Source organism: Algoriphagus litoralis, from assembly GCF_003259255.1.
Lineage (GTDB): Bacteria > Bacteroidota > Bacteroidia > Cytophagales > Cyclobacteriaceae > Algoriphagus > Algoriphagus litoralis.
Genome location: NZ_QGOL01000006.1, coordinates 1 through 26,890 on the forward strand (window position 1 = coordinate 1; position 26,890 = coordinate 26,890).

Here is a 26,890-nt window from a genome sequence, read left to right on the forward strand (position 1 = left end):
TGCTTTGGCCATTAGGTTTGCAATTTTTGATATCTCAATCTTGATTCTTATTTGCTCACGGATAGCACAGATTACCACAGATGAATGATGAAAATTCGTGACTATCTACGTCATCTGTGGGCTTTAAATATTCCTATCTCTACAAATCCAATCCATTCCTGAATACCTTAGACCCCTGCTTTGGACATGAGGTTTGCAATTTCTGATCAATCAATCTTGATTCTTATTTGCTCACAGATTACCACAGATGAATGATGAAAATCCGTGACTATATACGTCATCTGTGGGCTTTAGATTTTCCTATCCCTAGAAATCCAATCCATTCCTGAATTCCTTAGACCCCTGCTTTGGTCATGAGGTTTGCAATTTTTGATATCTTAATCTTGATTCTTATTTGCTCACGGATAGCACAGATTACCACAGATGAATGATGAAAATCCGTGACTATCTGCGTCATCTGTGAGCTTTAGATTTTCCTATCCCTACAAATCCAATCCATTCCTGAATTCCTTAGGCCCCTGCTTTGGTCATGAGGTTTGCAATTTCTGATCAATTAATCTTGATTCTTATTTGCTCACGGATAGCACAGATTACCACAGATGAATGATGAAAATCCGTGACTTTCTGTGTCATCTGTGGGCTTTAAATATTCCTATCTGTACAAATCCAATCCATTCCTGAATACCTTAGGCCCCCGCTTTGGTCATTAGGTTTGCAATTTCTGATCAATTAATCTTGATTCATATTTGCTCACAGATAGCACAGATTACCAAAGATGAATGACCAAAATCTGTGACTTTCTTTGTCATCTGTGAGATTGAATTTTCTCACCACTTCTTCAGCTGCTGGTACACCAAGTGCTGCGGGAAACCCATCACCGTGAAATAAGAACCTTCGATTCCGGTCACTCCGACAAAGCCAATCCATTCCTGAATACCTTAGGCCCCTGCTTTGGCCATTAGGTTTGCAATTTTTGATATCTCAATCTTGATTCTTATTTGCTCACGGATAGCACAGATTACCACAGATGAATGATGAAAATTCGTGACTATCTACGTCATCTGTGGGCTTTAAATATTCCTATCTCTACAAATCCAATCCATTCCTGAATACCTTAGACCCCTGCTTTGGACATGAGGTTTGCAATTTCTGATCAATCAATCTTGATTCTTATTTGCTCACAGATTACCACAGATGAATGATGAAAATCCGTGACTATATACGTCATCTGTGGGCTTTAGATTTTCCTATCCCTAGAAATCCAATCCATTCCTGAATTCCTTAGACCCCTGCTTTGGTCATGAGGTTTGCAATTTTTGATATCTTAATCTTGATTCTTATTTGCTCACGGATAGCACAGATTACCACAGATGAATGATGAAAATCCGTGACTATCTGCGTCATCTGTGAGCTTTAGATTTTCCTATCCCTACAAATCCAATCCATTCCTGAATTCCTTAGGCCCCTGCTTTGGTCATGAGGTTTGCAATTTCTGATCAATTAATCTTGATTCTTATTTGCTCACGGATAGCACAGATTACCACAGATGAATGATGAAAATCCGTGACTTTCTGTGTCATCTGTGGGCTTTAAATATTCCTATCTGTACAAATCCAATCCATTCCTGAATACCTTAGGCCCCCGCTTTGGTCATTAGGTTTGCAATTTCTGATCAATTAATCTTGATTCATATTTGCTCACAGATAGCACAGATTACCAAAGATGAATGACCAAAATCTGTGACTTTCTTTGTCATCTGTGAGATTGAATTTTCTCACCACTTCTTCAGCTGCTGGTACACCAAGTGCTGCGGGAAACCCATCACCGTGAAATAAGAACCTTCGATTCCGGTCACTCCGACAAAGCCAATCCATTCCTGAATTCCATAGGCTCCTGCTTTGTCAAAGGGTTTGAAATTCCGAATGTAATACCAGATTTCATCTTCCTCGAGAAATCGGAAAGTAACCTTTGCCTCATCTTCCAGCGTGATTTGCCTTTTGAGATCCTTCATCGTCACTGCTGTCATAACCCTGTGCGTAGTGCCAGAAAGACTTCGGATCATATCAAATGCTTCCATATCCGAATTTGGCTTGCCCAGAATTTTATCCTTGATGATGACTATCGTATCAGCCGTGATTAAAATTTCATTTTCCGCTAGAGGAGTCGGGAAACTCTCTGCTTTGAGTTTGGACAGGTAGGCCGCAGCATAATCTGCTGGGAGATCTGCAGGAACAGTCTCATCGACAGGATGCACTTTTACTGTAAAATCGACCCCCAAGGCCTTCAGCAATTCCTGTCTCCGTGGAGAATTTGAAGCCAGAATGATTTTCTTATCAGCTAGTTTGGTCAAAAAAGGCTCCATAATTCGATTCAAATTCTTCTTGTTTAATACTTGCAAAGAGGAGTCCTCCCAAAGCTTTGGGGTAAAAGTAAGTTGATTTTTGAGGCATTACCGCACCCGACTTACATACCTCCAAGACCTGCTCCAATTCAATTTCTCTGGTAATTATTGCAAAACTAGCTTTGTTACTCCGTACCTCACGCACACATTTGGCAAAGTTTCGTTCGAATGCCAATTGATCCGAATTTCGCTGCTGCTCCAGATCGAAACCCAGTATTTTTTCAAATAAAATATGGTGTAAAATTACCAGATCGAGATTTCTCAGCGCCTCAGGCAATTCGGGCCGAACGGCCTCAAATTTATCCTGCTTGAATTTAATGACATAGGCTTCTTCCGAGAGGATCAAACCAAAGGACCATTTTCGCTGAAAGGTATAATTGACCAATTCATCTGCATCGCCAAAGATCCGGACATCAAACCATTCTTTGATCCGATCAAGAAGTTCGGCTTCCGAAAGATTCAAACCATAAAATAAGCGATGTGTCGGGAGGATCTTCAGGTGATTGCCATGGACGTTCGTGAGATACATCAAATGATAATCAGAGCCTTTCCATTTTGCTTCCGGGAAAGCATCGCTTTGAAGCTTTTTGTATTCAATTGCACCCTCCAATCGATGGTGTCCATCTGCCAAGATTACTTTCTTGTCATCCAAAACAGCTAAAAACCGGGAAATAACTTTGGCATCATGGATTACAGCAAGTACCTCGCGGACTCCCTGATAATCCTCAAGTTCATACAAGGGTGACGCCATTGCAGCATCCATATAGCGCTCCAGTTCATTGCTCGCATCTTCGTAAAGTCCGTGGGTAGGACTGGCTTGAATCTGCGTGGCACTGAGGAGATCAATTCGGTCATTGACAGCTGATACGATGGTGCTTTCATGCCGGAGAATCTGGTTCTCTTCCCAATCATAGGCTTTGATCTGAGCGATGAAGCCTTTGCGGCATCGCTCTTGCGTATCTCCAGGAAGTCTAAAGTATTGATAATACACATAGATCCCCGGAAGATCGTCCTGAACCAAGGTGCCAGATTCCTTCCATTTCAAAAGAGTCTTTTTTGCATTGTCAGCTGGATTTTCGCCTTGGGGTACGGATAGGTGAATGCTATTCAGTGGATTGGAATATAGCATTTCCCGCTGTTTTGACGACACTACATCAAAAAGCGGAGCAGTCAATTCCTCCAAATTCCCGGCAAGTTCCTCGTTGTATCTCCAAGCTTTGAGCGGTAGAATTTCAGCCATCAGACCAGTCGGTTTTTCCAATTGGTAGAGGGAATTGCTTTAATGGGTTGGGTGGGATTGATTCTGTTTTCCTCTTTCAGAAAAAACTCCACAGCCAACGCAGCCATAAGTTCACTTTCCTCCTGGGTGAATTCGGGAATAAGCTTTTCCGGAGTAAAAAACTTCTCGACAAACTTGGTATCGAAGTCTCCAGACACAAAAGCCCCATGCTGCAGTGCAAATCTGCAAAAGTCCAATGTGGTCTGAATGCCGGTAATCCGGTAATCGTTGATTGCCCGGATCATTCTGTCGATGGCATCCTGTCGGGTTTCGCCATGCGTGATCAGCTTGGCGATCATGGGATCGTAATAGATAGGAATGTCCATCCCTTCCTCAAAACCGTCGTCCACGCGAATTCCAGGGCCTTGAGGTCGTCGGTAGGTGACCAATTTTCCGATATCAGGCAGAAAGTTGTTTTTCGGATCTTCGGCATAAACTCTGATTTCTACCGAATGTCCATGTATTTTGAGGTCTTCCTGAGCAAAGGAAAGTGGATTTCCCTCAGCGACAAGAATTTGCTCCCGGACCAGATCTTTGCCTGTGATCATTTCAGTCACTGGATGCTCGACTTGAAGTCGGGTATTCATTTCCAGAAAATAGAAATTCAGTTTGTCATCGACGATAAACTCGACAGTGCCGGCGCCATAATAGTTACAAGCTTTGGCTACCCCGACTGCTGCTTCACCCATTGCTTTACGCATTTCAGGATTCACCACCGCGGATGGAGCTTCTTCGATGACTTTCTGATGGCGACGCTGTATGGAACACTCTCTTTCAAAAAGGTAAACGGTATTCCCATGTTGGTCTCCCAGAATCTGAATTTCAATATGACGTGGTGAGGTGATGAATTTCTCGATGAAAACTGCCCCATCTCCAAATGCAGACTGTGCCTCCGAAACGGCACGGTTCATTTGCTCTTCAAATTCTGCCTCAGATTCCACGATCCGCATTCCCTTGCCTCCACCACCAGCAGAGGCTTTGATCAGGATCGGGTATCCAATCTCTGCAGCTCTGAGTTTGGCGACTGGAATATCCGAAATTGCTTCCTCGGTCCCAGGGACCAATGGGATGTCATATTTTGCTACGGCCTGCTTAGCGGCAAGCTTCGATCCCATCACCTCGATTGATTCAGGTGAAGGACCGATAAAAATCAATCCCGCTTTTCCTACTTTTTTGGCAAAATCTGCATTCTCTGAAAGAAATCCATAACCCGGGTGAATGGCATCCACACCAAGTTCGAGGCAGACATTGATGATTTTATCACCCAGAAGGTAGGATTGATTGGAAGGTGGCGGACCGATGCAAACTGCCTCGTCTGCAAATTTAACATGGGGGGAAAGTCTGTCTGCTTCTGAAAATACAGCGACAGTTGCTATTCCCATTTCCTGCGCGGTTCGCATGATTCTAAGGGCGATTTCACCCCGATTTGCGACTAAAAGTTTCTTGATTTTTGGCATTTTCTCTGAAGAATTATTTGGGTAGGCGATATGGCTTGAAGCGAAATAAAGAAATAAAACTGAGCTTTTTGAAGATTATCGAAGCTTGGGAGGGGATTTTTGCTTTCAAGCGGTTAATAGTTTATTTTTGTCCACTTTTAATGAGAACTCATTAAATACGGTAACTCTAAATTCAATACTGCTTTGGATCTATTTGCAAAATTAAAAACGAATATGGGCCCTTTGGGCAAACACTCTGAGTTTGCAGACGGCTATTTCTCATTCCCAAAACTTGAAGGCGAAATCGCTCCTCGAATGAAATTTCAGGGAAAAGAAGTACTCACCTGGAGCTTAAACAACTATCTGGGACTAGCCAATCATCCTGAAATTCGTAAGGCTGATGCGGATGCCGCTGCCAAGTGGGGAGCAGCTTATCCCATGGGTGCCCGCATGATGTCCGGCCAAACCAACCTTCACGAACAATTGGAAGATGAATTGGCTGAGTTTGTAGGCAAAGAGAAATCCTATTTGTTGAATTACGGGTATCAGGGGATCATGTCTGTGATTGATTCGATCCTGGATCGAAAGGACGTGGTAGTCTATGATGCCGAGTGTCATGCTTGTATTATTGATGCTTTGCGAATGCACTTAGGCAAGCGGTATGTTTTCCCACATAATGATATCGAAAGCTGCGAAAAGCAACTTGAGCGTGCTACCAAACTTGCTGCCGAAACTGGCGGAGGAATTCTCGTAATTACCGAAGGGGTATTTGGTATGACCGGAGATCAGGGCAAACTGAAAGAAATCGTGGAATTGAAGAAGAAATTTGATTTCAGACTTCTGGTAGATGATGCGCACGGCTTTGGTACCATGGGCAAAACAGGTGCAGGTACTGGTGAGGAACAAGGCGTACAAGAAGAGATCGACTTATACTTCTCTACTTTTGCGAAATCAATGGCTTCGATTGGGGCCTTTATTGCCGGAGATGCAAATGTGATCCTTTATTTGAGATACAATATGCGTTCTCAGATTTTTGCAAAATCACTCCCGATGCTGCTGGTAGAAGGTGCACTCAAGCGCCTGGAACTACTCAGAACTCAGCCTGAATTGAAAGATAATCTTTGGAAAATCGTGCAAGCCCTTCGAAATGGTCTACACGAAAATGGATTCAGCACAGGAAAATCGAATTCACCTGTGACACCAGTGGTACTCAATGGTACAGTGGGAGAAGCAGCCGCCCTTTCTAGAGATTTAAGAGAGCATTATGGTATTTTCTGTTCAGTAGTGATTTACCCAGTGATACCTAAAGGCATGATTATCTTGAGATTAATCCCAACAGCGGTACATACTTTGGAAGATGTCGAGGAAACCATCAAAGCATTTGCTGCGGTGAAAGACAAACTAATCAGCGGTCATTACAAAAACTCAGAATTGGCACTTTCTTTTGCAGAATAAAAAAAAAAGCAAAAAAAATGGCCTCTGGATTGAATTAGTAAGTATTTGACCTATATTGAACCATAATAAACTTATCATCAACCTTAAAAAATAAACTTTTACTATGAGCAGATTTAGTGAAGTCAAAGACCTCGTCATGGGCCTAGAAGCCGATTTCGAAAAATTCTACGAGAAGGGTAACCAAGCAGCCGGAACTAGAGTTAGAAAAGGAATGCAAGACCTTAAAAACTTGGCGCAGGAAATCCGTACTGAAGTACAGAACAAGAAAAACGCTGGTTGATCCAAAAAAATAAAAAGGTGGCCGAAAGCCACCTTTTTTATTTAGGATATGTATACTAAAGTGGAGCCTAAAACTCCACTTTATTATTTTCCTGCTGAACGTCAGCCATTCTTTTGCTAGGATCGATTTCTACCGATTTGATCATATCAAAATCCTTTGCAAGGATCAGTGTTTTCGTCAGGTTGGTCCAAGGCCAGGCCTCAGTGTGAATTCTTTTTGGCATCCCGGTCTCTTCTGCTTTTTCCCCTCTCATGATGACCAAAGGAAGGTAAATCAACTCTGAAGTACCGTCTTTATACGTCACAACCAAATCTACCGGCATTGGCATTAGCCCGATCCGCTCCAGTGTAATTTCAGTGGAATTGCCATTGGCCTTTACCTCTTTGATACTGTAATCAATGGTTTTGGTCGTGTAGACAAAGTATTCCTTGTACCAATCCAACTCCATATCAGATTCCTTTTCCATGATACGGATCAGGTCGTTGACATTGGGATGACGGAATTTCCAGGTATCAAAATACCGAAGCATTCCAGCATCCCTGGTCTCTTCTCCTATCACATAGCCCAATTGAGCTAAGAATACAGCTCCTTTGGAATAGGCTGCAGAACTATATGCTGAGTTGGTATGATAATGATCCGAATGAGTTGCCATTGGCTCTTCCAGACCTGAGGCCGCCAATCGATAGTACCCACCATAAGAGCCTCGAAGCGGATTTGCACTTGCCTGAAAAATAGAAGCCATCGCTAAGCTACTGGCATAGCTGGTAAACCCTTCGTCCATCCATGGGTAAAGGGACTCATTGCTTGCCAATACGCCATGGAACCAGCTGTGCGCAAGCTCGTGCACCATCACTCCTACCAAACTTTGAAGATTTCTCTCCCCGGTGATCAAGGTAGACATGGCATACTCCATGCCTCCATCACCACCTTGAACGACAGAAAATTGCTTGTAAGGATACTGACCAAAGTTCTTGGAAAGGTAATCAATAGCTTTTGGCGTGAAGTCTTTCAGTTTTTCCCAGTTTTCAGTGGTTTTTTCTCCAGGAATATAAAAATGATGAACGGTGATTCCGTTGTCCATCAAAACCTTATCGTGCTTGTACTTAGGATCTGCACCCCACATGAAATCATGAACCATCGGTGCTTTGAAGTGCCAGGTGAGTGTGTTTCCACTTGGAGCAGGCACTTTGACTCCTGCATCTTCATAGCCATGTCCTATCTCATTTGGATTCTGTAAATAGCCAGTTCCACCCAAAACGTAAGTTTTATCGATGGTGATCTTCACATCAAAGTCTCCCCAGATCCCATAGAACTCCCGTCCGATGTAGGGGTTTGCGTGCCATCCCTGCTCGTCGTAGTTGGCCATTTTGGGATACCATTGAGCCATAGAGTAGCGCACCCCTTCCTCACTGTCCCGACCGGATCTTCTGATTTGAATCGGCACTTGGCCTTCAAATTCCATCTCGAAGGTCACACTGGAATTTGGCAGAATCGGCTCGACCAGATTTACCTCTAGGATCGTTTCCACTTCCCTGAATTCCACGGATTTCCCATTCATGGTCAGTGTTTTGGCATGCAGGTAACCCATTTCATCAGGCTTGAGCTTTGAGATTCTATCAGCTACTCTTCGATCAGGATCCGCTATAGTTCTGGAGCGGACATCCATCATGGAACCAGGCTGAAATGCATTGAAATACAAATGATAAAACACCCGCTTCAGGGTGTCCGGAGAGTTATTGGTGTACTTCAACTCTTGTTTTCCCGTGAATTGGTTGGACTTGACGTCCATGTTCACGTCCATTTTATAATTTACAGCTTGCTGAAAACGCCCGTGCTGAGCATGCACCGCTGTGATGCCTACAAAAAGAAAAAGCCCAAGAAAAGGCTTCATCATGCTATTAATCATATCAGTTAATTTTTTTCTAAAGAAAAAGAAATCTCCTGCATTGCCCAAACCAGCCGTAAAAATTTAAAAGCTGAATACTAAAAGTCAAATCTCTCCCACTTGAATAAAAAGCAATCTTGATTTGGACGTTTTTAGCTTATTTACCAGGGTAAAAGAAAACCACTAAATCGAATTAGAAACGTATGAAAAAAATCTATCTCTTGATTTTGGCGGTCTTGTTCAGCTTCGGAATTGAAGCCCAGCAAGTCAATATGGATATGTTTAAATCCATGAAAGCCAGAAATATTGGACCAGGAGCAATGAGTGGCAGGATTACCGCTATTCAGGCTGTTGATGACAATCCCAACATCATTTACGCGGGCTCGGCTTCTGGTGGACTTTGGAAATCAACCTCTGGCGGAATCACTTGGGAGCCGATTTTTGACAATGAAAAAGTCCATTCCATCGGCGCCATTTCCATCTATCAGAAAAACCCAAATATTATTTGGGTAGGTACTGGAGAAGGTAATCCGAGAAACTCGCTGAACATGGGCTATGGAGTCTACCGCTCTATGGATGCTGGCAAGACCTGGCAGATGATGGGCTTAGAAAAAACCAGAGCTATCCACCGAATAATTGTTCATCCGGATGATCCTAATACGGTATTTGTCGGAGCCATAGGGTCTCCATGGGGTGAGCAGGAAGATCGGGGTGTGTATAAAACCACCGATGGCGGCAAAACCTGGAAAAAAATACTCTATATCGACACCAAAACTGGGGTTGGCGAAATGATCATGGATCCAAATAACCCAAACAAAATCTTCGTCAACATGTGGCAACACAGGAGATATCCATGGTTCTTTGAGTCAGGTGGGGAATCCTCAGGACTTTATGTTACTCAGGATGGAGGAGAAAATTGGAAAAAATTAACTGCGGCTGACAACGGACTACCAAAAGGAAACTTGGGAAGAATGGGTTTGGCTATTTCTAAAGCAAACAGCAGCAAAGTCTATGCATTGATCGAGTCTTCTAAAAACGCACTGTATGTGTCTGAGGATGGAGGAGAAAAATTTGCGATGGTAAATGACAAGCCAGAAATCGGAGATAGACCTTTCTATTATTTTGAAATCTATGCAGATCCAAAAAATGAAAACCGAATCTACACCCTCTATTCCCGAGTGGGAATTAGTGAAGACGGAGGTAAATCTTTTGACCAATTGCTCCAGTATGATGGCGTGCATCCAGATCACCATGCTTGGTACATCAATCCAAATGATCCCAACCTGTTGATCAATGGAAATGACGGAGGCTTAAACATCTCCCGGGATATGGGCAAAACCTGGTATTTCGCAGAAAGCATCCCAGTGGGTCAGTTTTACCACATCAATGTCGACAATGAAATCCCTTACAATGTCTATGGAGGAATGCAGGATAATGGTTCATGGACAGGCCCTGCTTATCTCTGGAGAGTGGATGGAATCAGAAATACCTACTGGCAGGAAGTATCTTTCGGCGATGGTTTTGATGTAGTGTCGCATCCTGCAGATTCCCGCTACGGATACACCATGTCTCAAGGAGGAAATGTCTCCCGATTTGACAAACTTACCGGGCATAACCGTACGATACGCCCTACTCATCCGGACAAAGATGTGTTTCTTCGATTCAACTGGAATGCTGCTATTGCTCAGGATCCACACGATGCAAACACAGTGTATTATGCATCCCAGTTTCTGCACAAGTCGACAGACTCCGGAGAAACATGGGAGATCATCTCTCCAGATCTGACCACCAATGACTCTACCAAGCAGCGTCAGCAAATGACCGGAGGATTGACATTTGATATCACTGGAGCAGAAAACCATACCACTATCATTGCCATCGCTCCAAGTCCAGTAGATAAAAATGTAATCTGGGTCGGAACAGATGATGGAAACCTGCAAGTCACCCAAGATGGGGGTAAAACCTGGACCAATACTGCAGCAAAACTCACAGGATTGCCTAAAGCATCCTGGATACCTCAAGTACAAGCCTCTAAGTACAATGCAGGGGAAGTGTGGGTCGTAGCAAACAATTACCGAAATAATGATTTCGCAGCCTATGCGTATCACAGTTCTGACTATGGAAAAACATTCACCAGAATCGCTGACGATAGCAAAGTATGGGGTTATACCCTTTCGATCAAACAGGATACCGAGGAGCCAAATTTGGTCTTTTTAGGAACTGAATTCGGTTTGTATGTTTCTTTTGACAAAGCCAAAACATGGAACAAATGGGAACATGGCTATCCGAAGGCAGTATCGACTTATGACATGACCATTCAGGAGCGGGAAGCTGACTTGGTAATCGGGACTTTTGGAAGAGCGATTTATGTATTAGATGATATCAGACCATTGCGGGCTTTTGCAAAAAACAATGGAGCAGTTCCTTCAGGCAAAATCACAGCGTTCCCTGCTCCGGAGGCATACCAAGCTGTCATTCAGCGTCCTCATGGGGAGCGGTTCATGGCCAGTGGAAAGTATGCCGGAGAAAACAGAGATTTTGGCGGAAGAATGACTTTTCTAGTCAATGATGATAAGGAAAAACTAGATTCGGTCACTGTCAAAATCTACGATGGCAGTGGAGAGCAGATCCGAACCTTGAAAACGCTTCCTGTCAAAGGAGTGAACAAAATCATCTGGAATCTGGATAGAAAATCTACTGCCGAAATGACCGGCGGATTCGGTGGCGGTGGTGGCCAAGGCGGAGGCCGGCGATCTGGATTCTTTGAACCAAGCGGAGGAAATGTGATTCCGGGTACATACAAGGCAGTATTTGTCTATGGATCGGATTCTTCTGAGACCTCGATCAAGGTTAATATGGACCCAAGAATACCTGTGCAACTAGCAGATTTGCAGGCCAAGGAAGCCTTCTTGAAGAAAAATGAAGCGCTCTCCACTGAAGTAAGCGCAGCTACCACCAAGCTGAACGATGCCCAAAAGACGATTGACAAAGTCAATGCGATGATCAAAGACATCACAACGCCTGAGGCGAAAGCTTTGGCTGAAGCGACGAAAGAAATCAAGAAGAAACTGGATAAAACCAGAGAGGCATTCTACGGTCCAACGAGAGAAGGTCAGGGAATCGTGAGAAACTTGTACCCAACTACGATGACCCGTCAGTTTGTGCCACGCAGCTATGCCAATTCCAGCTTTGGAGCTCCAGGTGCTACCGAAGAACGTCTATATACCCAAGCCAAGGAGTCTGCTGAGGAGGCAATAGCCGAAGTCAACAAATTCATGGAAGGCGACTGGAAAGCTTTCGAAGAAAAAGTGAAGTCCACTCCGATTGATCTATTTGATACTGGGAAGAAGTAAGCTTTCCCGTATTCGGTAAAATTCTAATAATGCATCCTGAGATTTCGGGATGCTTTTTTTATTCCTTTCAATGCTATAATCCTGAAAAGATTATTTCCCACTTTTAGAATGTTTGGAAAAGAAAAGGTCAAGTACTACTGCCATTAACTTTTTTCAGGCTATCGACGAAAAATAGAATTACTTATTCCGATCTGGTACCTACATCAAAAGGTGGAAGAAAAAAAAGTTCATCTTCAACAAGCACATGACACTTTTCCAACAAGGTGAAGGAAATACTATAGTTTTGCTACATTTTTGGACTAATTCTCAAAACCCCGAAAAATTAAGCCTTTGAGCTACGCCACAACTAAAATTTCCTGGAAAACAGCAGCCGGACTTGTGGTTGCAAATATGATCGGTACGGGCGTTTTCACCAGTTTGGGATTCCAACTTGCCGAAGTACAAAACACCTGGTCGATCCTTTTCCTTTGGATCATTGGTGGACTGATGGCCTTGATTGGCGCATTTACCTATGCCGAGTTGGGCACACATTTTCATAAGACTGGCGGAGATTACATTTTCCTTTCCGAAGCTATTCATCCTTCTATCGGCTATTTATATGCCTGGGTATCCTTGACAGTGGGATTTTCAGCACCGATTGCAATAGCTGCCATGGCCATGAATGGCTATTTGAGTCCACTTTTTGGGGGTTCAAGTTATCCAGGCTTGTTTTTTCTCCTAGCTGTCCCTATAGCTCATATTTTCTCTGTCAGCAGATCGGCCCAGTTTCAGGATTTCTTTACCTTGATCAAAGTGGCTTTTGTACTTATCCTGATATTCATTGGCCTCTACCATAGCCCAGCTTTAGGGAGTTCATCTTTTGACTTTTCTGATTCTTGGCAAAAAGAGGTCATCATGCCAGGATTTGCTGTATCCTTAATCTATGTTTTCTACGCCTATACTGGCTGGAATTCGGCGGCCTACATCATAGAAGAAGTAGATCAACCAAAGAAAAATCTTCCCAAAGCGCTCATTTGGGCTACTTTTTCGGTCATGGTTGTGTATGTTTTACTTCAATTGGTTTTTTTGAAGCATGCATCAATCAGCCAGCTTTCCGGAAAGGTGGAAGTAGCTGATATAGCTTTCGGGAATATCTTTGGCCCATCTGGTGCACTTTGGGTCAGCTTTTTTATAGGGGTGCAGTTGATTGCGACCATTTCAGGCTATTCATGGATTGGCCCGAGAATTACCTTTGCAATGGCAAGAGACTTCAAACTCTGGAAACCGCTCTCGAAGGTTAATGCAAATGGAATACCTGTCAGAGCCATCCTATTAAATACTGCTATCAGCTTAGTCTTATTCCTTTCTGGGTCATTTGAGCAAATCATGCTTTATGCCGGATTCGTACTGCAATTGATGGGAACGATTACGGTATATTCTTCACTGAAACTCAAAGGCCAACATGGATTTAAAAGTCCGCTAAAACCCTGGATTCAACTGATTTATATTGCCTTTAGTACAGGAGTAATGGCCTACTTATTCTGGGATCGCCCTTGGGAAAGTGTGGCCGGATTGGGAATCGTGGGTTTGGGCCTGGTAATTTTCCTTTTTGATAAAAAATCAGAAGGAAATTAATTTTTGGCGAGCCTGAGCTGACCTAAGATAATCATGGTCGCAAAAAAAGTCCAAGCCACAATGGGGAAAACCAGATAGGATAGATTGGATGAAAGTTCAGATACTGTGACTCCTACCCACAAGGCCACCAAAATGACCAGAATATTTCCAAACAAACCAAATTTAAGCGCAGAGATCCCTGTAAGCTTCTCCAGACCCAAGGTATAATAGGCATAGGTGGCGCATACCACTGCCAAGATGATGGTCATGGTAGCTAAATCGTCAGCATCAATTCGTACCAGTTTGTAGCGAAGGATGGCGAGCAACAAAAAAAGAAAAACCCAAACTATCGGAATTACAAATCCAGGCGGTTCAAACCAAAGCCTTTTTTTGGGATCATTGCCTTCAAACTTCAATCCAAGGAAATACGCGGGGACATTGGTCAGGAATAGAATTCCGTAGAATAAAAGAATGTTGCCTGTCAATGTATCCATAAGCTGAATTTAAGGGGAAAAAATCAAACCATCTTTGAGCTTCTAAATTTTGTTTAGGATTTAACAAAAATTATTTTATTCAACCTAAAAGCCTCCTGTGGTAATTGATCTGGCCCACGTGATAATTCAAATGCCCATAAAGGTGCATCAGGAAAAATCCAATAGACATCGAATGGCCAAAAAAAGCATGCAGAGACTTGTCTCCCAAACGACTCGAGTCTAAGTTTAAAAGTGAAGTCGCCACTAGCCTCTTGACTTCTTCCAACTCAGCCAACATCGCTGCTCTTGGTACGTCTTTAGCTCCAAACTCCCGCTCTCGGTCTCGTTGATAAGCGATTCCGCCGAAGTCAAGACCGATAAAATGTCGTAAGTTCCCAAACAGGTGCAGGGAAAGATTGCCGGCAGAGTTGGAAATTTCTTTGTCTATGACCCAAATTTTCGCTTCATCACTGTAAGCTTCCAACTCTTGTCCAAGCTTTTCCAAATCTCTCTGAAACAGCTGATTAAGTTCTTTTAGATTCATGGACGGTTTAGGTACTTCTGGTAGGCATTAGCCATTTTGATGTCATATTTGTTCTGTGCGTAGGCTGGTCCATTATAGCATTTTGCAAAGGAGGCCCAATTGAGAGAACGGAGGTGATTGATGCACCCAAATTCGGTAATGTATCGGCCAAATGCTTCCAATTGATTTCGCTCGTGAATGTACATCTCATCAACGAAAGCCTGGACAGAATCGTATTTGAGTTTTTTGGCATGAAATCCCATGATTTGATAACTTCCCCATGATGCGGAAGCCAGAGCAGCTTCTTTTACCCGGGGATCTGCAAGCAGATTGGCGGCTTTTTCAAGTCTGTCAAATTCTTTAGTTCCTCCTAGGTAATGGGATTTGGTCCATTTGGAATATAACACATCTGCATTTGAAGCATTTGCTATAGAGCTGGGATTGATCCCTCTCTCCTTTAACTGATTCCAAAAAATATGGCCTTCAAATAGGATTTTTGGACGCCCATCCACAAGAAAGCCCTTCCCGCTGCTTTCTACTTCATTGACTGCTTTGACTGCAGCGAGCTCGAGATTGTTTTTCTGGGCAAAAGCTTTCAGATCCTGCTCACCCAAAAATTTATCTCCCATTGTCTGGGCAGGCCGGGTCTTTTCAATAAGTACAGTCCATGTTTTAATTCCCACTTCGCCGTCTACCACCAGGCCATTTTTCTTTTGAAAATCCTTCACCGCAGCATCCGTCATATTTCCAAAATACCCAGTGGAAGGGATATCGTAGCCTAATTTTCCCAGAAGTTCCTGAAGGTAGGAAACATAAGTTCCTCTTGATCTGAATTTGATAGTTTGCATAGCGCTTTGGTTAAAAATGAAAAGTACTTCAAGATACCTGAAGTACTTCACAAAAACCAAAATAGGCCACTGAAAATCAGGAGTCGATCACATTCTTTCGTTGCCCGTATTTGCTCGGGATTTCGGATTTCGGAGCTGCAGATTGCTCAGGCTTAGGTGCAGTGGATTGTTCGGGATTGGATGGTTTCTGAATAGAAGCATTTTCTGCTTTTTTGAAATCCGCCCGAGGTTTGAAGCCTGGAGCACCTTTGGATCCAGAAGGTTTTTCGCCAGCAGGTTTGTTTCCCGGTTTTTTCTTTTTCTTGTTTTTTGACTTTCCCGCAGAGCCCGAGGAAAAATCAGAAGACTTGGCTTTGCCACCAATATATTCAGGTCCTTTTTCAAAACCTTCCGGAAGAGGATTTCGAGTGATTTCCATTCCGATCAGGTTTTCAATTCGGACAAATTTGTGCTGATCCTTTGGATTGACAAAGGTGATTGCTTCGCCTTCTTTGTCGGCACGGGCGGTTCGCCCTACCCGATGCACGTAATCCTCCGGATCACTTGGTGTGTCAAAGTTGATGACCAACTCGATCCCGACGACATCAATTCCTCGGGAGATGATATCGGTGCCGATCAATATTTTGACTGCCTTATTTTTAAAATTTGACATGATCTTTTCCCGCTCGACCTGCTCTAGGTCTGAGTGAAATGCCTCGATGTCAAATTGTTTTTTCAAGACTTTATAGAGCGCTTTTACTTTGTCTTTGGTAGAGGCAAAAATAATCACCGCCTCGTAGGGTTTTTGGGATAAAATGTGCCGTACCAATTCCTCCTTCTGTCCATCATACACCGAATACATGGACTGGGTGACACCCTCAGCCGTTTTGCCAATAGACAGCGAAATCTCCTCAGGATTTCTGAGAAACTTCATGCTGAATTGACGGATTTTAGGCGGCATGGTAGCCGAAAAGAGTACGGTCTGACGATCCTGAGGAAGGTAATTGACGATTTTCAGAATGTCATCCGAAAATCCCATATCCATCATTCGGTCTGCTTCATCCAATACCAAATGCTCGAGCGAGCTGAGGTCAATCTTACCACCAGCCAATAAGGCTATCAGACGTCCCGGAGTGGCAACGACGATTTCTGCACCTGTCTCCAGTGCTTTTTTCTGCTGCTCCCAAATAATCCCGTCTCCGCCTCCATAAATCGGCACGGAACTCACGCCCAAAAAGTATGAGAATCCCTGAATCTGCTGATCGATTTGAATCGCAAGCTCCCGTGTAGGAGCCAAAATCAGGGTATTCAGTTTGTTGGAACCTGACTTTGATATTTTATTGAGAATAGGAAGTACAAAAGCTGCGGTTTTTCCTGTGCCAGTCTGTGCGCAGGCAATCAAATCTTTACCCTGCATGATCACGGGAATGGCCATTTCCTGAATTGGTGTAGGCCGGTCAAAGCCCATGGCATCGAGTCCTTCCTGTAGTGAAGACTCGAAATTGAAATTAATAAAACTCAAATTGTTGGTGATTAAATTAACTATACCGAGTCCCTAAAAAACCGAACTCCTTCAAATATACAGTCTTAAAACTTACAATGCCAATTGACAGCCAAGAGAGCAAGGATCATTCAGGCAGTTTTCAAATCAGTTAGCATCAGTTCTAAGTTTGGAGTATATTACCTTATCAATAAACTGATGCTGAAATGATTCAATTACGAATTTTCTTCTTTCTTTTTATCTCGGGGATGATTCCGCTTTGGAGCTTTGGTCAGAATTTCAACCTGAGCGGAAGAGTGATGGATTTTGACTCCAGAGAATTCATCGAAGGAGCCTCAGTTACCCTGCGAAATACTGCTTTCGGTTCAATCAGCAATGGTGCTGGGAATTTTTCCATCGAAAACATTCTTTCGGAAAAATATACCTTGGCGATCACTTTGCCCGGATACAACACTTACGAGCAAGTAGTCAACCTCAAAAACGATCTGAACCTCGGAAATATCTATTTGGTGAAATATGGAAGCGAAGGAACAGGTGCAGCCCTGCAAAAAACCATCCGTGCCACGAATGTCAGTAGACTATTAGTCGAGCGTCCCAATTTCATTGCTAATTCCATCTACGGTATACCTCCCGAGCCCAAAAAGCTCGAAGGTAACTTCTATCTGGACAACAAATGGAATGTAGCCTCTATCCTACTTTACCGAGAACAGACGGTATTGGAGGGGTTTCGGGTTAGGTACAATATCAATTCCAACCTATTCGAACTGATGGAACCCGAAAATAATTTGGTGACCACCATGCCTGGACTCCGGATCCAAAATATAGTCTGGATGGATAGCTCTTACAAAGTGCCCCGATATTTTGTCAATGGAATGGACTTCAAAGAGGAGGGTACGCCAATTTCTGGTTTTTTTGAGGTATTGGTAGAAGGAGAATTGCCGCTGATGCGCAGGACACTGGCGATTTTCAAAGAATCCAATTACAATACTGCACTGATGGTTGGCAATCGCAATGATCAGATCATCAAACGGAACGTGTATTATTATCTCAAAGGAAAAGACCTGATAGCAGTACCCAAAAAGCGGAAGGAGTTGTACTTGATTTTTGGTGACAAGGCCGCAGAAATGCAGGAATTTGTAGAGGAAAATGAAATGGATCTCAAAAAGAATGGGTCAATTTTCCAACTCTTCACGTATTATAACTCTAGATTTCCCGGCTTTGTCCCTATCATGGATCAGCTCTTGGATGAGGGAGATTGAGACAAATCTGATGGTCAAAAAAAAATTTATCTTTCTTTCTTTGCTTTGGCATTGAAAGTCGGAGGACAGTTGAATTGAACATCAATTTTGACTTTGGGATTTTAAAATTCTGTTTTAAAACAATCTGGGCCTGTAATTATCTTCAAACCTCCTCGACTTAACTTCTGCGGGTGCTCGTCTTCTTCAGTCTCGGAGCATACATCTACAGTCTTTACACCAACCATCAATAAAATGAAAAACCTTTTCCTTCTCATTTTCCTTCTTCTCACACAAAATGCCATTTCCCAAGGCCTCCCAGGACTCGGGGCAGGGACTACCCCTAACCAACGTCCCATTCTTCATGGCAAAAACTGGGTGGCAATTACCGGAAAGCCTTTGGCAGCTACAGCAGGTGCTGCGATCTTTCATCAAGGTGGTAATGCAGTCGATGCGGCCTGCGCAATGATCGCGGCGACCTCGACCATGTGGGACGTTCTTTCCTGGGGTGGAGAAACTCAAGCCTTGATCTACAATCCTAAAACAAAAAAAGTGATTGCAATCAATGCACTGGGCTATGCTCCTACGGGAGCCACTGTCGACTTCTATAAATCTCAGGGAATGGACTATCCACCACAGTATGGACCATTGGCTGCGACCACACCAGGGACTCCAGGAGGAATCATGACCATGCTGGCTGAGTACGGCACTATGAGTCTAGAGCAAATCCTAAAACCATCAATGGACCTGGCAAAAGGCTACCCTATCGAGGCGCAAACTGCCAATGCCATGGAAGCTCAAAAAGCAAGGATCAAAGAATGGCCCTATTCCAAAAAGGTTTTTCTCCCACATTTAGGCGAAAAAAGAGAAGCTCCATCAGCTGGAGAAATCTTCATTCAGGAGGATCTGTATCAAACGCTAGCCAAATTGGTAGAGGCTGAAAAGATGGCTTTGGCTGCTGGCAAGAGCAGAAAAGAAGCTATTTATGCAGCTTATGAGCGCTTTTATAAGGGCGATATTGCAAAGGAAATAGTCAGAGGAACCCGTGAGCAAGGCGGACTTTTCACCGAGTCTGACTTGGCCAATTGGAAAGTGAAAATCGAAGAACCGCTCCAAGTCAATTACAAAGGAATAGACGTGTATAAGCTTCAGGAATGGACCCAAGGTCCTGCCCTTCTCCAGTCGCTGAACATTCTGGAAAACTTTGACCTCAAGTCTATGGGGTATAATTCAGCTAACTATATTCATACTGTATATCAAGCGATGAGTTTAGCTTTTGCGGATCGGGATTTCTACTACGGAGATCCGGCCTTTGTCAAATCGCCGATGAAGGGTCTTCTTTCCAAAGAATATGCAAAAGATCGGGCCAAGCTGATCGGCGAAATAAATGATCCAAAGCTATCCGCAGGAGACCCCTACCCTTACCAAAACGAAACCAATCCTCATCTGGAGCTATTGAAAAAAAGTCAGAATTCCATGGCAGCCCTAGCCCATACGGAGGGTAGTGCTGTGGCGGATGAAAAATTCCTGTCTGAGTTCCAAAGCGGAACAACTTCCGTCCAAACCGCAGATGCTGAAGGCTGGGTCGTTTCTGTTACACCTTCTGGAGGTTGGATCCCCGCCGTAATTGCCGGCAATACCGGAGTGGGTCTGTCTCAACGCATGCAGAGTTTTGTTTTGGATGAAAAGCTGAATCCGTATAATCTTCCCGAACCGGGAAAAAGACCCCGAGTGACATTAACCCCGAGTTTGGCAATGAAAGATGGAAAGCCATTATTGGCCTTTTCTGTGCAAGGCGGTGACTCCCAAGATCAAAACTTGCTTCAATTTTTCCTGAACGTAGTTGAGTTTGACATGAATGTGCAGGAAGCCGTCGAAGCAGCCAACTTCAACAGCTACCAAATGCAGAGTAGTTTTGGAGATCATGAGATCAAGCCTGGTGCTATTACCCTGAGAGAGGACACGCCGGATTGGGTCCGCAAGGACCTGCTCAAGCGCGGCTATGTGATGGACTTTTGGACCAAAACTTCAGGACCAATCACTGCTATCTGGCTAGACTGGAAACATGGCACGATCTGGGGTGGAGCAAGCAATTATGGGGATGATTATGGAATTGCCTGGTAAGAATAGCGCAAGCATAGTTTTTTAAGTTTTTAAAAGAAAAGGAATAGGCGGAAGCTTATTCCTTTTTTAGTTGGCAGGAATTAGGCGGAATAAAAAAGGGTGAAATTCCATCGTATGAAAGGAACTTAAAAGAAATTTAAAGGCTCTTAGTTTAGCTTTCTTTCAGAAAATTATGAATTGTTTTTAATTTGTTTTTAAACTTGAACTTGGCCAAAATCCTAGGTTCGAATAATTTATTCTTGAGTGCTTAAGATTACACGTTGTGCTAAGTAGGTTATTTGAATAGGGTGATATTGAATACCAATTAGCAACGCAAAAATTTGACTCAAACGAGGAAATAAAAATCATCATTCTAGTTTTATTAAAATCGGACCCCTTTTTTCAAAGAAAATAAGGCTGTAATTGTCACAATCAAATGAATATTAACAATTGAAAGTCACTTCAAATCACCGCATTAATGATTTGCATTTTAATTATATGAAATTTACCTTTAATAGATATCCCTTTTAACTTTTACTAACATTATTATGAAAAAGCACTTACTATTATTTACGATTCTAACTTTTGGAATCTCCCTTTTGGGTTTTTCCCAACAAAAAAAACCTAATATTCTTGTCATCTGGGGGGATGACATAGGTACATGGAACATCAGTCACAATAACCGCGGAATGATGGGCTATATGACACCAAATATTGACCGAATTGCTAAAGAGGGAGCTGGTTTTACAGACTATTATGGTCAGCAAAGTTGTACAGCAGGACGAGCTGCATTCCTAGGCGGAAATGTTCCAGTGCGTACAGGAATGACCAAAGTAGGGATGCCTGGTGCAAAAGAAGGCTGGCAAAAGTCTGATGTGACTATTGCTACCGTGATGAAAAGCTTAGGCTATTCCACCGGTCATTTCGGAAAAAACCACCAAGGCGATCGGGATGAGCACCTTCCCACCATGCATGGTTTTGATGAGTTTTTTGGAAATCTTTATCACCTAAACGCTGAGGAGGAACCTGAAAATGAAGATTTTCCAACAGGTTTAATTCTGGCAGATGGCACCAAATTCGAAGACAGATATGGACCAAGAGGAGTCATCCATAGCTGGGCTGATGGTAAAGGCGGGCAAAAGATTGAGGATACAGGCGCCCTGACCAAAAAGCGAATGGAAACTATTGACGAAGAAACCATTTCAGCTGCAAAAGAATACATCAAAAAGCAAGTAGCTGATGGCAAACCATTCTTTACTTGGTGGAATGCTACCCGAATGCACTTCAGAACTCACGTCAAAGAAGAACACAGAGGGATTTCTGGACAGGATGAATACAGTGATGGAATGGTAGAACACGATATGATGGTCGGTGAATTACTCGATCTCTTAGATGAATTGGGAATAGCTGACAATACGATTGTAATCTATTCAACAGATAATGGTCCACACTACAACACTTGGCCAGATGCAGGAACTACACCATTCCATGGTGAGAAAAACTCAAGTTGGGAAGGCGCTTTCCGAGTACCGGCATTCGTAAGATGGCCTGGTAAAATCCCCGCTGGTATGACGCTTAATGGTATCGTTTCGCACGAAGATTGGTTACCAACGCTTGCGGCTGTTGCAGGAGATGCTGATATTACCTCCAAAATCAAAAATGGAGTCACTTTAAATGGAAGATCCTACAAAAACTATATTGACGGTGTCAATCAATTGGATTACCTAACTGGTAAAGTAAAAGAGTCTCCAAGAAAAGGATTTGTATACGTCAATGATGCCGGTTCAATTGCAGCTTTAAGATACCAAGACTGGAAAGCAATGTTTTTGGAAAACAGAGCTGATCAATTACAAATTTGGCTGGAACCGTTTGTTGAATTAAGAGCTCCTTATTTAATAAACTTACGGAGAGATCCATTCGAGAAAGCATTAAAAGGTTCGAACACGTATTTCGATTGGTACATAGACCGAGCTTTCATTTTAACATCCATCCAAGGTTATGCTTTCAATTTCTTATCAACTTTCAAAGATTATCCACCAAGCCAAACAGCTGGGGACTGGAGTCTTGGAAAAGTTGAAAAACAGATAGAATCCATGGTTTCGGGTAGCAATCAATAAAACTAAAACAAAGAGCCATATTCGAAAAATATGGCTCTTTTCTTAAACTCCTATCCTTATGAAAAATGTTTTCATATTGTGTTTTTTGGGTATAATTTCATTCTTAGTTGGCTGTAAAACCCCTGACGAAACATCTGATTCGCAAGTTTCAATTCTGACAAAAACCAACCTAGAAACATGGAATCAAGGCGCAAACAAAGAAGCCATTGAGGCTTTTGTGCAGAAAACTACAGATCCCAACAGTCCTGATTTTGTACCGGAGAAGTCCCGTATCGCAGTTTTTGATAATGACGGTACCCTATGGGCAGAGCAACCTTTTTATTTCCAGTTAGCCTATGGCATAGACTATGTGAAAAAAGAAGCTACCAATCATCCCGAATGGAGCAAAGACCCAGTGCTAAAGGCAGCGATTGACGGAGATCTAAATGGTATCCTTGCAGGAGGTGAAAAAGGTCTCATAGAATTGGTCATGAAGTCTCATTCTGGTATGACCGAAGATGAATTTACCCAAAACGTCGCCAGTTGGCTTGGGTCAGCAAAGCATCCGGAAACAGGCAAACCTTATCAGCAGATGGTCTATCAACCGATGCTGGAGTTACTGGAATTTTTAAGAGAAAATGGATATAAAACATTCATTGTATCCGGAGGTGGAATAGATTTCCTGAGAGTTTGGGCAGAAGAGGTCTATGGTATCCCTCCCTATCAGGTAGTGGGCTCCTCTATCAAATCTGTCTATGAGGAAAAAGATGGAAAAATGGTCATCGTAAAAACCCCTGAATTAAACTTCATCGATGACAAAACCGGCAAACCTGTCGGAATTCACCAGCATATTGGAATGAAGCCAATCATAGCTGTGGGCAATTCGGATGGTGATTTCCAGATGCTGGAATATACCACAGGCGCTGAAGGACCGCGATTGGGAATTTTACTGCATCATACCGATGCTGAGCGTGAATTTGCCTACGATAGCCTTTCTCATATTGGACAATTGAAGCGGGGTCTAGTAGAGGGACCTTCTCGTGGCTGGTTGATTATAGATATGGCAAAAGATTGGTCAAAAATATATCCTCAGTAATGAAATACATCATTTTAATGATCCTTGTAGTCGGTTCCTTTGGGCAGTCATTTGCCCAGGGAACCGAACTAGAAGAGGAAAATGAAGCCTTCCGCCCTCAAATCCGGGGTGCAATCATGATGATGAATTCACATGTTCCGAGGAGTTTTGATCAAGAACGCAATGTGGCAGTTATTCCTGCATGGGGATTCGATGTAGATTACTTTTTTCACCCAAAATGGTCTACAGCACTTCAGGCCGATCTGAAAATTCAAAGTTTTGAAGTAGAAGACGAGGGAGTTCTTTTGGAGCGGAGCTTTCCGTTCTCCGTAGCCACTGTGATCCATTATCATTTTAAGCGGCATTGGTCTGTATTTACCGGGCCAGGGTATGAATTTGAAAAAAACGAAAACCTCTATTTCTGGAAATTGGGTACAGAATATAGTTTTGAAATCAGTGAAGAATTTGAAATAGCACTGAATCTATCTTTTGAAAACAAACAAAATGTTTACGATTCCTGGAATTTTGGAATCGCATTCAACAAACTACTCTGGAGAAAGAACTAACAATATTCAAAATCAAAAAATCCATTTAGATTTGATCAATTAAGTATCTAAAATGGTTTTTTTATTAGAAGTCAAGGACCTAATATATATCCTGGCGGTGTTCATGGGGTTTGTGACAGGGACAGTGCTGGTGATTTTTGGAATCCGAAAGAGAAAATCAAATGTCTTGATCGGGTTCTCTTACTTGAGTATTTCTTATGCTGTATTCCTGGCATTTCTGATCAGCTCGGGTTACCATGTATTATTTCCTTCCCTCTATCGCACAGGGAATATAGGCGCATTGATATTTGCGCCTTTGGCTTTTATCTATATCCGGCAAGTGCTTGAAAACCGAGCTTTGAAAGCTTGGGATCTTCTTCATTTCATTCCTAGCTTGGTGTATTTCGTTGACTTCTTCCCCATTTATTTTTTCACTTCATTGGCAGAAAAGGCGGAACTGATTCGTTCTGAAATCGAAAACCCATCAGTTTTTGTGTATTTCAATCAAAGCCGATTTTTTCCTCCAAACTTTTATACCATAGCCAGAACCTTGTTAATCTTTATTTATTGGGGGGCATCAGCACAAGTAATCTTTAGGTTTGGCAGATCGATTCATGTCTCTGAGAATAAATTCGGAAAAGAATGGATCTTATGGATGAAATTCTATCTGGGGAGTAACCTCTTGCTTTTCGTTCCTTTTTTTATTTTTTCCAGGTATGTGGATTCAAAAATTGGATATGATCTGATTCACTTCACAGGAGCAATTGTTATTTTTCTCAATTCTTTGATTGTTTTATTCTTTCCAAAAGTCCTCTACAGCATGGATGAAGTCGACCTTATTCTTGCTAAAACTGAGAATTCATTCCCAGCTGCAAAAGAAGATTCTTCTCCTTTGAATGAAGAAAAAATAGGAGAAATCGAGAATAAACTTCAAATGGCCATCGGAAATGACAAGGTCTATCTAAAAAATGGATTGACCATCTCAGATCTCTCCAAGCATGCAGACATCCCGACTTACCTACTCACCATCTACCTTAACCAAATTCTGGGAACGACATTTTCTGAATACATTAACCAAAAACGAGTCGAGGAATGCTGCAGACTTATTGAAGATGGGAATTTTAAACACTTGACGCTCGAGGGACTTGGCAACTCCTGCGGTTTTAACAATAGAAATTCCTTCATTACTTCTTTCAAAAAATATGTAGGAACAACACCATCTGAATTTGTGAAATCAAAGACAAATCCGATGAATTAGGATTAAGGAGCCCGAAATCAATTCTCTGTCAAAAGGTTTTCGAGTTCGATCCAATCCCCTTTTAACCCCTTCTCAATCCAATCATTCCACTTTGCCTGTGCTATTTTGTCCAATCCGTGACTGGTTTGAGAATCATACAATTGCTGGAATCGATTCATTTCCCGATAGGAATTCAGGTATTCCTCATTGATTTTGGCCTGATACCAGTCAGGTTCTATTTCCATGGATTTGAGGCGATGGATCATCCGGTCTGCTACGATTCTGCCAAGATCAAAATGCCGCTGTTCATGATTGAGGCCATATTCGCTCCGGTCCTTCACCCAGGACTGATTGGGAACCATGTAAACCCCTACTTCCACCGTCTGAACCACAGTTCCTGCCTCCATCAAACTGATGCCTTGTACCGAAAAACTTACAAAAATCGTTGCATTGAACTTACTTCTGGGGCTGGGGAGGTCTTTAAAATCATCCCAAGACAAGGGTCTGTTCCGATCATAATACAGGCGCTCATCACTGGGTGGAGCTAGCGTTTCGATAAATTCCAGCTTGGCGGATTTAGCCAAGGGGCGACTTTGGTCTGAATTTTCCTGAAACCAAGAATCAAAATACCGAAGTCCATTGAAGAAAAGTCGGTTCATCACCTCTTCTACCTTAACCATAGTAAAACTGGAGCGAGTGTATTCGATCTTTCCCGAGTAATCAAGTAAGGGTTCCGGGTCAAACGAACCTAAAGCGAAAAAACCCATCAAAAGTTGAATTTCACCCTTCCAGACCTTTTTATTCGCATCAAACCGTTCGTTGAGGTTGATTTCATAGATCCGAACCTGAATACTTGAATTTTCATTGCCTTCAGAGAGCGTACTATTCTGAAAAAATAAAAGCGCACTCTGGGTCAAATCCCCCTGAATTCGAACTGGAATTTTGACACCTTGGGTATTGAATACTTCACCGATTTTTGACTTTTGAATCCTCAGATCAACTGTCTGCTGTATTTTATATTTCGTGTTTAGAATCTGGGAAGAATTAGGGCGAAGATGTAATAAAACGTTTTGGGCTTGGGCATTTCCATGGATGACGAGCCAAAGGACTTGAAAGAGAAATAACAATCTAACATAACCCATCCTGAATATCTTTAATGTATTCGTTTAGTAAGTCCTTTACTCCTTGGAGTTTGAGGATTTTGGTTTCAACCTCTTGGATTTTTCGATTGATTACGGCCATTTTCTTTTCTTTCGAAAACCCAATGTCATACCACCCTTGAAGCATGACTTTGATTTCTGCCAAAGTAAAGCCTACGTTTTTGGCTTCTTTGATTAAAGTTATTTTTTCTACCAGACTTTCATCGTAATTCTTGTAATTGTTGGAGGTCACAGCTTCGTCACTTGTGCCCTGAAAAAGCCCATAATTTTCGTAATAACGCAAGGTGTGAATTGAAAGTCCAGTGCGTTTTGCCAATTCGCTGATCAACATAGTCCAATATCTTGTTGAAATAAATTTAAAGTATAGACTATACTCTATACTTGTTGGTTGCAATTTTACCAGATAAGTTTGTGAATCGAAAATTTCAAACCT

The 26,890-nt window shown here is 42.6% G+C and carries 21 protein-coding genes; 10 read left to right on the forward strand and 11 right to left on the reverse strand.

Going from position 1 to position 26,890, the window contains the following annotated elements:
* Positions 1-827: 827 nt before the first annotated feature.
* The 4 genes from DK188_RS05740 to DK188_RS05755 all read right to left on the reverse strand — a co-directional run bounded on the left by DK188_RS05740 (position 828) and on the right by DK188_RS05755 (position 5,137).
* Entirely contained in the window at positions 828-935 is a 108-nt protein-coding gene (locus DK188_RS05740; protein WP_394335838.1) for a Maf family protein, read from the reverse strand.
* Between the two features lie 839 nt (positions 936-1,774).
* A complete protein-coding gene (locus DK188_RS05745; RefSeq protein ID WP_111669860.1) occupies positions 1,775-2,362 on the reverse strand; it encodes a Maf family nucleotide pyrophosphatase in 588 nt (195 codons plus the stop codon).
* The gene (locus DK188_RS05750) at positions 2,334-3,641 is read right to left on the reverse strand and encodes a DUF1015 domain-containing protein (protein WP_111669861.1); all 1,308 of its coding nucleotides are present in this window, start codon (positions 3,639-3,641) and stop codon (positions 2,334-2,336) included. Before DK188_RS05750 ends, DK188_RS05745 begins: the two co-directional genes overlap by 29 nt.
* The gene (locus DK188_RS05755; protein ID WP_111669862.1) at positions 3,641-5,137 is read right to left on the reverse strand and encodes an acetyl-CoA carboxylase biotin carboxylase subunit; all 1,497 of its coding nucleotides are present in this window, start codon (positions 5,135-5,137) and stop codon (positions 3,641-3,643) included. Before DK188_RS05755 ends, DK188_RS05750 begins: the two co-directional genes overlap by 1 nt.
* A gap of 183 nt (positions 5,138-5,320) precedes the next feature.
* Here DK188_RS05755 and DK188_RS05760 point away from each other — a divergent pair, with 183 nt between their 5' ends.
* The gene (locus DK188_RS05760; protein WP_111669863.1) at positions 5,321-6,571 is read left to right on the forward strand and encodes an aminotransferase class I/II-fold pyridoxal phosphate-dependent enzyme; all 1,251 of its coding nucleotides are present in this window, start codon (positions 5,321-5,323) and stop codon (positions 6,569-6,571) included.
* Between the two features lie 103 nt (positions 6,572-6,674).
* Positions 6,675-6,851, forward strand: coding sequence for a histone H1 (locus DK188_RS05765; RefSeq protein WP_111669864.1), 177 nt, complete (start codon positions 6,675-6,677; stop codon positions 6,849-6,851).
* Between the two features lie 67 nt (positions 6,852-6,918).
* Here DK188_RS05765 and DK188_RS05770 read toward each other — a convergent pair whose 3' ends face one another.
* Complete coding sequence (locus DK188_RS05770; RefSeq protein ID WP_111670198.1) at positions 6,919-8,757, reverse strand: M1 family metallopeptidase; 1,839 nt, start codon at positions 8,755-8,757, stop codon at positions 6,919-6,921.
* Positions 8,758-8,939: 182 nt separating this feature from the next.
* Here DK188_RS05770 and DK188_RS05775 point away from each other — a divergent pair, with 182 nt between their 5' ends.
* Entirely contained in the window at positions 8,940-12,089 is a 3,150-nt protein-coding gene (locus tag DK188_RS05775; protein ID WP_111669865.1) for a VPS10 domain-containing protein, read from the forward strand.
* Positions 12,090-12,419: 330 nt separating this feature from the next.
* Entirely contained in the window at positions 12,420-13,703 is a 1,284-nt protein-coding gene (locus DK188_RS05780) for an APC family permease (RefSeq protein ID WP_232825669.1), read from the forward strand.
* Here DK188_RS05780 and DK188_RS05785 read toward each other — a convergent pair.
* The 4 genes from DK188_RS05785 to DK188_RS05800 all read right to left on the reverse strand — a co-directional run bounded on the left by DK188_RS05785 (position 13,700) and on the right by DK188_RS05800 (position 17,027).
* Positions 13,700-14,176, reverse strand: a complete 477-nt coding sequence (locus DK188_RS05785; RefSeq protein WP_111669866.1) for a TspO/MBR family protein — start codon at positions 14,174-14,176, stop codon at positions 13,700-13,702. The genes DK188_RS05780 and DK188_RS05785 overlap by 4 nt on opposite strands.
* A gap of 79 nt (positions 14,177-14,255) precedes the next feature.
* Positions 14,256-14,699 carry a DUF1572 family protein gene (locus tag DK188_RS05790; protein WP_111669867.1) on the reverse strand — a complete coding sequence of 148 codons (444 nt, stop codon included), beginning with the start codon at positions 14,697-14,699 and terminating at the stop codon, positions 14,256-14,258.
* Complete coding sequence (locus tag DK188_RS05795; RefSeq protein ID WP_111669868.1) at positions 14,696-15,526, reverse strand: N-acetylmuramidase domain-containing protein; 831 nt, start codon at positions 15,524-15,526, stop codon at positions 14,696-14,698. The genes DK188_RS05790 and DK188_RS05795 overlap by 4 nt, the downstream gene beginning before the upstream one ends.
* A gap of 76 nt (positions 15,527-15,602) precedes the next feature.
* Complete coding sequence (locus tag DK188_RS05800) at positions 15,603-17,027, reverse strand: DEAD/DEAH box helicase (protein WP_111669869.1); 1,425 nt, start codon at positions 17,025-17,027, stop codon at positions 15,603-15,605.
* Between the two features lie 185 nt (positions 17,028-17,212).
* Here DK188_RS05800 and DK188_RS05805 point away from each other — a divergent pair, with 185 nt between their 5' ends.
* From DK188_RS05805 to DK188_RS05830, 6 genes are all read left to right on the forward strand, one after another.
* Entirely contained in the window at positions 17,213-18,265 is a 1,053-nt protein-coding gene (locus tag DK188_RS05805) for a carboxypeptidase-like regulatory domain-containing protein (protein WP_111669870.1), read from the forward strand.
* A 231-nt stretch (positions 18,266-18,496) separates the two neighbouring features.
* Positions 18,497-20,365 (forward strand): gamma-glutamyltransferase family protein, encoded by a 1,869-nt coding sequence (locus DK188_RS05810; protein ID WP_111669871.1) that lies wholly within the window; start codon positions 18,497-18,499, stop codon positions 20,363-20,365.
* Positions 20,366-20,892: 527 nt separating this feature from the next.
* Complete coding sequence (locus tag DK188_RS05815) at positions 20,893-22,461, forward strand: arylsulfatase (RefSeq protein WP_111669872.1); 1,569 nt, start codon at positions 20,893-20,895, stop codon at positions 22,459-22,461.
* 58 nt (positions 22,462-22,519) lie between these two features.
* The gene (locus DK188_RS05820) at positions 22,520-23,536 is read left to right on the forward strand and encodes an HAD family hydrolase (RefSeq protein WP_111669873.1); all 1,017 of its coding nucleotides are present in this window, start codon (positions 22,520-22,522) and stop codon (positions 23,534-23,536) included.
* Positions 23,536-24,081, forward strand: coding sequence for a hypothetical protein (locus DK188_RS05825; protein WP_111669874.1), 546 nt, complete (start codon positions 23,536-23,538; stop codon positions 24,079-24,081). The genes DK188_RS05820 and DK188_RS05825 overlap by 1 nt, the downstream gene beginning before the upstream one ends.
* Positions 24,082-24,133: 52 nt before the next feature.
* Positions 24,134-25,318: a helix-turn-helix domain-containing protein gene (locus DK188_RS05830; protein ID WP_111669875.1), complete on the forward strand. Its 1,185-nt coding sequence runs from the start codon at positions 24,134-24,136 to the stop codon at positions 25,316-25,318.
* A 17-nt stretch (positions 25,319-25,335) separates the two neighbouring features.
* On the opposite strand, the gene DK188_RS05835 is transcribed toward DK188_RS05830, so the two are convergent.
* Both DK188_RS05835 and DK188_RS05840 read right to left on the reverse strand, forming a co-directional pair.
* Entirely contained in the window at positions 25,336-26,439 is a 1,104-nt protein-coding gene (locus DK188_RS05835; RefSeq protein WP_111669876.1) for a hypothetical protein, read from the reverse strand.
* Entirely contained in the window at positions 26,426-26,788 is a 363-nt protein-coding gene (locus DK188_RS05840) for a MerR family transcriptional regulator (protein ID WP_111669877.1), read from the reverse strand. The genes DK188_RS05835 and DK188_RS05840 overlap by 14 nt, the downstream gene beginning before the upstream one ends.
* Positions 26,789-26,890 lie beyond the last annotated feature (102 nt).

Excerpts from the sequence above, each read along its gene's own strand:
- DK188_RS05810 (WP_111669871.1), top strand. The coding sequence starts at position 18,497 with ATGAAAAACCTTTTCCTTCTCATTTTCCTTCTTCTCACACAAAATGCC.
- DK188_RS05815 (WP_111669872.1), top strand. The coding sequence starts at position 20,893 with ATGAAAAAGCACTTACTATTATTTACGATTCTAACTTTTGGAATCTCC.
- DK188_RS05840 (WP_111669877.1), bottom strand. The coding sequence starts at position 26,788 with ATGTTGATCAGCGAATTGGCAAAACGCACTGGACTTTCAATTCACACC.
- DK188_RS05750 (WP_111669861.1), bottom strand. The coding sequence starts at position 3,641 with ATGGCTGAAATTCTACCGCTCAAAGCTTGGAGATACAACGAGGAACTT.
- DK188_RS05795 (WP_111669868.1), bottom strand. The coding sequence starts at position 15,526 with ATGCAAACTATCAAATTCAGATCAAGAGGAACTTATGTTTCCTACCTT.
- DK188_RS05785 (WP_111669866.1), bottom strand. The coding sequence starts at position 14,176 with ATGGATACATTGACAGGCAACATTCTTTTATTCTACGGAATTCTATTC.
- DK188_RS05775 (WP_111669865.1), top strand. The coding sequence starts at position 8,940 with ATGAAAAAAATCTATCTCTTGATTTTGGCGGTCTTGTTCAGCTTCGGA.
- DK188_RS05830 (WP_111669875.1), top strand. The coding sequence starts at position 24,134 with ATGGTTTTTTTATTAGAAGTCAAGGACCTAATATATATCCTGGCGGTG.
- DK188_RS05835 (WP_111669876.1), bottom strand. The coding sequence starts at position 26,439 with ATGGGTTATGTTAGATTGTTATTTCTCTTTCAAGTCCTTTGGCTCGTC.
- DK188_RS05825 (WP_111669874.1), top strand. The coding sequence starts at position 23,536 with ATGAAATACATCATTTTAATGATCCTTGTAGTCGGTTCCTTTGGGCAG.
- DK188_RS05790 (WP_111669867.1), bottom strand. The coding sequence starts at position 14,699 with ATGAATCTAAAAGAACTTAATCAGCTGTTTCAGAGAGATTTGGAAAAG.
- DK188_RS05770 (WP_111670198.1), bottom strand. The coding sequence starts at position 8,757 with ATGATTAATAGCATGATGAAGCCTTTTCTTGGGCTTTTTCTTTTTGTA.
- DK188_RS05745 (WP_111669860.1), bottom strand. The coding sequence starts at position 2,362 with ATGGAGCCTTTTTTGACCAAACTAGCTGATAAGAAAATCATTCTGGCT.
- DK188_RS05820 (WP_111669873.1), top strand. The coding sequence starts at position 22,520 with ATGAAAAATGTTTTCATATTGTGTTTTTTGGGTATAATTTCATTCTTA.
- DK188_RS05765 (WP_111669864.1), top strand. The coding sequence starts at position 6,675 with ATGAGCAGATTTAGTGAAGTCAAAGACCTCGTCATGGGCCTAGAAGCC.
- DK188_RS05755 (WP_111669862.1), bottom strand. The coding sequence starts at position 5,137 with ATGCCAAAAATCAAGAAACTTTTAGTCGCAAATCGGGGTGAAATCGCC.
- DK188_RS05805 (WP_111669870.1), top strand. The coding sequence starts at position 17,213 with ATGATTCAATTACGAATTTTCTTCTTTCTTTTTATCTCGGGGATGATT.